At 54.6% G+C, this 7,892-nt stretch carries 5 protein-coding genes; 1 reads left to right on the top strand and 4 read right to left on the bottom strand.

What is annotated here, in order from left to right; all coding sequences use genetic code 11:
• Positions 1-384: HNH endonuclease (locus tag POTG_RS08365; RefSeq protein ID WP_036644722.1), on the top strand; the 384-nt coding region annotated here is incomplete at its 5' end.
• A gap of 543 nt (positions 385-927) precedes the next feature.
• On the opposite strand, the gene POTG_RS08370 is transcribed toward POTG_RS08365, so the two are convergent.
• From POTG_RS08370 to hisS, 4 genes are all read right to left on the bottom strand, one after another.
• Positions 928-3,090: a HelD family protein gene (locus tag POTG_RS08370; RefSeq protein WP_009224398.1), complete on the bottom strand. Its 2,163-nt coding sequence runs from the start codon at positions 3,088-3,090 to the stop codon at positions 928-930.
• Positions 3,091-3,544: 454 nt separating this feature from the next.
• Positions 3,545-4,297: a tRNA threonylcarbamoyladenosine dehydratase gene (locus POTG_RS08375; RefSeq protein ID WP_009224399.1), complete on the bottom strand. Its 753-nt coding sequence runs from the start codon at positions 4,295-4,297 to the stop codon at positions 3,545-3,547.
• 37 nt (positions 4,298-4,334) lie between these two features.
• A complete protein-coding gene (aspS, locus tag POTG_RS08380) occupies positions 4,335-6,113 on the bottom strand; it encodes an aspartate--tRNA ligase (RefSeq protein WP_009224400.1) in 1,779 nt (592 codons plus the stop codon).
• 45 nt (positions 6,114-6,158) lie between these two features.
• Complete coding sequence (hisS, locus tag POTG_RS08385) at positions 6,159-7,403, bottom strand: histidine--tRNA ligase (protein WP_036644725.1); 1,245 nt, start codon at positions 7,401-7,403, stop codon at positions 6,159-6,161.
• Positions 7,404-7,892: the final 489 nt, after the last annotated feature.

The raw sequence follows: 7,892 nt of genomic DNA on the forward strand, positions 1-7,892 counted from the left end.
GTCGAGGGTCCCGACGTCCGGACCCTGCGACCGAACCGCAATGGCATGATCCGCCTGCGCGGGCGTACCGACAAAGGTCGGCGCTGGCAACAGGAGATCGACTATGATCTGGCGGTCACACTCGTGCGCGAGCATATGGCCGTCGTCGTGAACCCCTTCACCATCCGGCGTTTGTACACGAACAAAGCGTTCCGCCATTATATTTTGACGCGGGATGATTACACCTGCTTCTTCTGCGGGGAGTACGGCGATACGATCGACCACCTGCTGCCAAGAGCCAAGGGCGGTCACACGACCCCGGTAAACTGCGTCTGCGCCTGCAATCTCTGCAACCAGAGCAAAGCCGATCGGTGGCTGGACGAGTTCATGCAGGACGACGTATGATCAAAGTACACGTTTTATGTTCCATAGGGAAGAAGCGATAAGCTTATAAACCACCACATGTATCCGCAATCCGTACATTGAAGAGACCACGTTATGTGATTCTATATGAAAAACCGAATACATTTGGGCGGCTTTGAGCGATTTTGGCTAAATGTATATGAAATTTCATATACATTCGCGCCTACTGAAGGTGTTTGCCCAGAATCTATGCGAAAAACCGAATACAATTCGGTTTTTTCGCTTTTTCCGGTAAATTATATATGAAAAATCGAACACATTTCCGGACGCGTGACTTTTGCGCTTCGCCGCCCAGGAAGGTTTCCGAGTAAAGCCTGCCTGGTGTGCATGTTGCGCCCTTCACCTGAACAAAAGGGATAATGCTGCAAAAGACCACCAAAGAGCTTGCTAATCCCACATCTCCACATCCAATCCGCATGCACTTTCTCGTCCGCCTTCACCTGAACAAAAGGGATAATACCGCAAAAGGGGCAAAGGGGACAGGACCTTCCCCTATAATCAGCCGCCAACTCACGCCCCGTACCCTTACGCCTCTAAGCTCGTCCTAACGGCATTGTCCGTCGAACCCTCGCCCGGGACGTAATCCGGCAGCTCCTTGCCGTGCAGCAGCCATAGCTCGTGCAGGGCGCGGGTGCAGCCGACGTACAGGAGCTTGGCGTCCTTGGGGCCGTAATGCTCCCGGTCAACATCAGTCACGATCACCGCATCAAACTCCAGGCCCTTTGACAGGTACACCGGCAGCACCGAGATCCCACCGGCGTATTGCGTCAGCTCCCCGGTAATCAGGTTGACTTCCAGCCCACCTTGGATTAACGCGGCATGCAGCTCCTCTGCCTCCCGCATCGTTCGGGTTAATACGGCTACCGTACGGAACGAGCCGCCCAGCACCTTGTCCAACGCCTTCCGAATTAACGGCAGCCACTGCTCACTATCCGCTTCTAACAGCCGCACTGGCTCCCCGCTGCGGAATACCGGGACCGCCAGCAATTCCGTATCTACACCCCGTTCCAGGATATCGTTGGCGAATTGGATGATCTCCATCGTTGACCGGTAGCTGCGCGTTAATGCGAAATAAGCGGTCTCCTCCGGCCGGAACAAAACTTGCATTTCTTCCCAACTACGTACCCCTTTGTAGTAATGGATCCCTTGGGACAAATCTCCGAGAATCGTAAAGGAGTGCCCTTTGACAAAACGGTCCAACACATATACCTGAAACGGCGTAAAGTCCTGAGCCTCGTCGATCACGACGTGGTCGAAGGTCAGATTGCCGTCGATTTCGTGGATCAAAGTATATAAATACAAAAGGGCGGCCAAATCCTCTTCCTTGACGACGTTTTTCTTTAAGCGCGCCTGCGTCTCCTTCCAGATGCCCGGCGGTATCCGGTCGGAGACATCGGCCATTCCTTCCGTGCCGCCGCTTCTCCGGATGCCAAACAGCTCCCTGTAGAGGCTGAGCGGCGTCAGCTCCGGCCATTTTTTCGCATAGCTTTTTTCCCGTTGCTGGGCTTTTTTCTTTAGGTCCTTCAGGGCCGCCGCCGACGGCGCCTTCTTCAGTTCCATCTCGATCCAGCGATGGATCCGCGCCAGCACCCGTTCCTTGCGCCGTGCCACTGGAAAATGGCGGTATTCGCCTTCGAACCAGGCCAAGATCTCCTTACGCGGCAGCCGAGCGCCTTCCCAAGGCTCGAAATCGCCCTCAGGAACACAGGCCGACTCAAGCGTACTTACCGACGCATCGATGATCTCCTTAAACGCCATCGAGCCCTTGAAGCGTCCCGGCAGCTCTGTATCCTGCCACGTTTCCGCCCCTGTCGCTCCGCCGTCAAACCAGCGGGACAACGCCTCCGATCCATCGCTTGGGACCTCGTCCAGTCCCAGCACCTTAGCCGCCCAATCACTGAACGTGCTTTGCTGGATATCCCCGACCCCAAGCTCGGGCAGCACTTCGGATATATAGTCGATAAACATATGGTTGGGTGCAAAAATAACTAAACGTTCCGCCTTAATCTGTTCCTTATATTGATACAGCAAAAAAGCCAGCCGATGCAGCGCCACGGTCGTTTTCCCGCTGCCGGCTACGCCTTGGATAATCAGCGCCGTATTTTTCGCCGCCCGGATAATTCGGTCCTGCTCGGCCTGAATGGTCGAGACGATGTCACGCAGGCGGTTGTCCTTGTTCTCACCAAGCCGGTACACGAGGAACTCATCTGATACGGCCGGACCGTCGCTGTCGCGGTTATACGTATCCACGACCCGGTCCAGGATGCCTTTGCGGATCACGATGTTGCGCTTCAAGTACACCAAGCCTTCGATCAAGCCTTCAGGCGCTTCATACGAAGCATCGTCCCCGCCGGTAAACGAGTAGAACAAACTAGCCACAGGCGCGCGCCAATCGATGACAATGGGGTCTTTGCCATCCGGATCGCCCACCCCGACCTTGCCAATATAAAGCGGCTTTCTTCTTCCCCTGCGCTCCTCAAAATCCAGCCGGCCAAAATACGGCTCTTGAATCGACTGCTCCAGCTGCTTCCGCTGGGTTTCCCGATTCTCCTCGAGGAGCTGCTCGGTAAAGTCATGTCCGGTGTACACCGGAATCGAACGCAGCCGTTGCAGCTGCCGATCGATCTCTTCCAAGGTGCGGTCCAGCCGCGCCTTCTCTTCTTGATAGGCACTTTGAAAATCATTCATTTCAGTTACCTCCTAAGGTTTTTGTGTACTCCAGACTCAAAAGGAGTTCCATTATACCACTACCTCAGGTCAAAAGGCGAATTTTCTCAAAAAAATAAGACGCTGGTAGACTTGTCTAACAAGCCTAATCCCAGCGTCTTATTTTTTCTATGCTTTATCCGACGGGCGCTTTAAGCCTGCCTTAAACTTCTCCACGGTTTGAGCAATCCGGCTCGCTCATGTGTCTGCACGTTTGGCATCCAAGATCCACTCGATATACGCCTTCTTATGCGAAGGGGCTAACCCGCTCAGCGCTGCCGCTAGATCTTCCGGCGTTTCCGGCGGCGGTGAGGGCTGCCGCTTCGCGTTTGTTCCGAGCTTAAGCCCAGCTGCTCCACCTACCCGGCCGGCGCATCCAGCACGAGCACGCGGTCGCTGTCCGCAGGTAACCGCAGCTTCTTGACGAGCTCCGGATTTACACACTAACGCCGCCGCGCTCTAGCAGTTCACGCACTGCTGCGCTGACCATAATTAGGCCGACCACCGGCGGCACAAACGAGTTGCTGGCCGGCGGCTGCTTCGCCTTGCGGATTTTTGCGCCGGCTGGCGCGATTTTCTCCGTGACGTCCTTGCGCGGTCGTACCGGCGGTTCAGTCGAGAAAACGACCTTAACGCCCTTCTTGATCCCGTCCTCTCGCAGCTTCGTGCGAATCACACGAGCCATGGGGTCCATATGGGTTTTCGAAATATCCGCAACCTGGAATTTCGTCGGGTCCATTTTGTTGGCAGCCCCCATGCTCGACAAGATCGGGATGCCCCGCTGCAAGCATTGCTTGATCAGGTGAATTTTGTACGTAATCGTATCCGAAGCGTCCAGTACATAATCGATATCGTACTTAAACAGCTCTTCGTAAGTTTCTTCCGTGTAGAACATATTCAGCGCAATCGCTTCGCACTCCGGGTTAATGAGCTTGATCCGTTCGCGCATCAGATCGGCTTTCTTCTGTCCGATCGTCGTCGTCAGCGCATGAATTTGCCGGTTAATGTTGGTGATATCGACAACATCCTTGTCGATCATGATAATCCGGCCGATTCCGGTTCTGGCCAGCCCTTCGACGGCCATCGCTCCTACGCCGCCGACGCCAAGCACGGCAACCGTGCTTTTCTTGAGAATATCCAGACCCTCTGCCCCGATGGCGAGTTCTGTCCGCGAAAATTGATGAAGCATGGTCAGTGTACCTCCGTTAGGTTGACATCTTAACCGATTATTTCTTTACTTCTGCCAGTTTGGGAGCCAGCTTGATGTGCAGCTGATCCAGCTGCGATCCGTCGACTTCCGAAGGCGAGTTCATCAGTAAGTCCGTAGCGCTCGCTGTTTTTGGGAAGGCAATGGTCTCACGCAGGTTGGAACGGCCAGCCAGCAGCATGACCAGACGATCGAAGCCGAAGGCGATCCCGCCGTGTGGCGGCGTACCGTATTCGAACGCATCCATCAAATAGCCGAATTTATCTTGAGCTTCTTCCGGCGACAAGCCGATCGCCTTGAACATCTTCTCTTGTACGTCGCGTTTGTAAATCCGCATCGAACCGCCGCCAACTTCATAACCGTTCAGCACGAGATCGTACGCTTGCGCGAGGATTTTGCCCGGATCGGTGTCAAACAGCGGCAGATCCTCGTCGCGCGGACGGGTGAATGGATGGTGCTCAGCGACGTAGCGTTTTTGCTCTTCATCCCAGCCAAGCAGCGGGAAGTCTACAACCCATGCAAATTTATACACGCTGTCGTCAATCAGACCAAGATCGCGGCCGATTTTCAGACGCAATGCGCCGAGGACGTCGGCAACAACCTTCTTGTTATCGGCGGAGAACAGCAGCAGGTCACCTTCTTCGGCGCCGGTGCGTTCCTTAATCGCTTCGATCTCCTGCTCCGTAAAGAACTTCACAATCGGACCGCGGAACTCGCCTTCCTTCACTTGAATCCAGGCCAGACCTTTGGCTCCGTAGCGGGCTGCATACGGTCCAAGATCGTCAATGTCCTTACGGCTCCAAGTCCCGCAGCCTTTAGCGTTCAGTACTTTGACTTCCCCGCCCTTTTCAATGACAGAAGAAAATACCTTAACGCCGCTATTGGCCACAAGATCGCTGACGTTCACCAGTTCTAAACCGAAACGGAGGTCCGGTTTGTCCGAGCCGTACTTATCCATCGCGTCAGCATAGCTAATGCGTTGGAATGGCGTAGGAATATCAATGCCTTTCGTTTCTTTGAACAGGCGTACGATCAACTTCTCCATCATCTCGAGCAGCTCGTCGCGCGATAGGAACGAAGTCTCGATGTCGACCTGGGTAAACTCCGGCTGACGATCGGCACGCAGGTCCTCATCGCGGAAGCAGCGGGCGATTTGGTAGTAACGCTCGATGCCGCTGACCATCAGCAACTGCTTGTACAGCTGAGGCGATTGCGGCAGGGCAAAAAATTCTCCCGGATGCACGCGGCTTGGCACAAGGTAATCGCGTGCCCCTTCCGGCGAGCTCTTGGTCAAGATCGGAGTTTCCACCTCAATGAAGCCTTCTCCGTCAAGGAAATCGCGGAATACCTTCGCCGCCTTGGAGCGCAGCCACAACGTTTGCTGCATTTCCGGACGGCGCAGGTCGAGGTAACGATATTTCAGACGCAGCGATTCATCCACTTCGATGCCGTCTTCAATGAAAAACGGCGGCGTTTTAGCTGCGTTCAACACTTCGATTTCGGTAATTTGCACTTCGATATCGCCGGTTGGCAGGTTCGGGTTGACCGTTTCAGGATCACGGGCTACCACTTTCCCGGTAACGGCCAGCACGTATTCGCTGCGCACGCGGTCGGCAATTTTCAGCGCTTCGCCGGAATAAGCCGGGTTAAAGACGATTTGCACAATGCCGCTGCGGTCGCGCAGATCGATGAACAGGACACCCCCCAAGTCCCGGCGGGTTTGCACCCAGCCGTTTAATGTAACGGTTTCCCCGATGTTCGCGGTGCTCAGCGCGCCGCAATGATGCGTTCGTTTCATCGTAACTCCCCTTTTCTTCGCGTTTTGTTTTTGTAGTTGTTTAGGTTACTGCAACTCATTCAGCAATTCGCTTAACTTCACGGTACGCTGCTCGCCGCTGTCCATCGACTTCAGCGCGATTTCCCCGCGCTGCAGCTCATCGTCGCCGAGAATTGCGGTATAGCGCGCCTGCATCCGGTCAGCGGATTTCATTTGCGCCTTCATCTTCCGGCCCAGATAATCGCGTTCCGCAGAGAATCCCGCTTGCCGCAGCTTAAACAGCTGGGTCGTAATCTCCTTCTCCGCAGCTTCGCCTAAGGCAATCAGATACACATCCAGCGGCTTGACGGCGCCGAGCTCGATCTCTTGCTTTTCCAAAATCAGCGCAATCCGTTCAAGCCCCATCCCGAAGCCGATGCCCGGTTGGTCAGGACCGCCCACTTCCGCCACCAGCCCGTTATAACGGCCGCCGCCGCCAATCGTATCGATGGCGCCGATCCCTTGGGCTTTGTATTCAAAAGCGGTGTGCGTGTAGTAGTCCAACCCGCGAACAAGGCGTGGATTGATTTCATAGTCGATCTCCATCGCGCTCAGCAGCTCCTGAACCTTCGCAAAATGCGTGGTGCACTCCTCATCCAAACTATCCAGAATCGACGGCGCCCCGTCGAATTTATCCTGGTCCGTCTTACAGTCCAGCACACGCAGCGGATTGCGTTCAATCCGAGCTTGGCAGTCTTTGCACAAGCTGTCCTTCATCGGCAGCAGGAACTCCAGCAGCTTCTCGCGGTAAGCCGCCCGACTGGATGGATTGCCAACGGAGTTAATCTCCACCTTCACCCCTTGAAGACCCAGCTCCCGGCAAAACTGATATCCTAGTGCCACAACTTCGGCATCGATCGCCGGATCGATTGCTCCAAACGCCTCCACCCCAAACTGATGGAACTGGCGTTGACGTCCTGCTTGCGGGCGCTCATAGCGGAACATCGGCCCGATGTAATACAGCTTGCTGACGTCCGGTTCGCCGTACATCTTGTTCTCCACATAGGAACGAACAACCCCAGCCGTCCCTTCTGGACGCAGCGTCATGCTGCGATCCCCTTTATCCAGGAACGTATACATTTCCTTCTCGACGATATCCGTCGTCTCCCCAACGCCCCGTTCAAACAGCGAGGTTTGTTCAAAGATCGGGGTCCGAATTTCCCGGTAATTAAAACGCCGGCACAAGTCTCTGGCCTTCTCCTCAATAAACTGCCATTTCTCGACGGTTCCTGGCAAGATATCCTGCGTGCCCGTCGGTTTCTGAAAAGCCATATTGTTCATCCTCCATCTCAGACTCGTAAGCCAATATAAAAAATCTCCCGTTCCTGTTTGATTCAAACAGGGACGAGAGATCGTTACGCAATCACCCGTGGTGCCACCCACATTCCGAATGTCGACGCTTCAAAGCTGCTCTTATTCAGCCTCCCAGCATCTCAATTCGCTTCAAGCGGTTATCGCCCGCCTACGCCGCACGTCTACTCTCGAAGGGAAGCCATTAGCCACCTTTGATTTCGCCGCCGGTTCTCGGGGAAGTCTTTCGTCTAATCATCATCAGAATCCTTCCAGCCTGCTTCACCACACGCCTAACGAATACGATTGATCCGTCTGCTGCAACGAAGTCGGGGATTCCTCTCTGTGGGTGTGGGGTTAAACTACTTTGTCCCGTCATCGAATACCTATTCGTTTTCATTCACGCCATAGACGTGACGTCAACTGTTATTTTTAGATTGTATGAAACCACCGCACTAAAGTCAAGCCCGC

Source organism: Paenibacillus sp. oral taxon 786 str. D14 (assembly GCF_000159955.1).
Taxonomy (GTDB): domain Bacteria; phylum Bacillota; class Bacilli; order Paenibacillales; family Paenibacillaceae; genus Fontibacillus; species Fontibacillus phoenicis.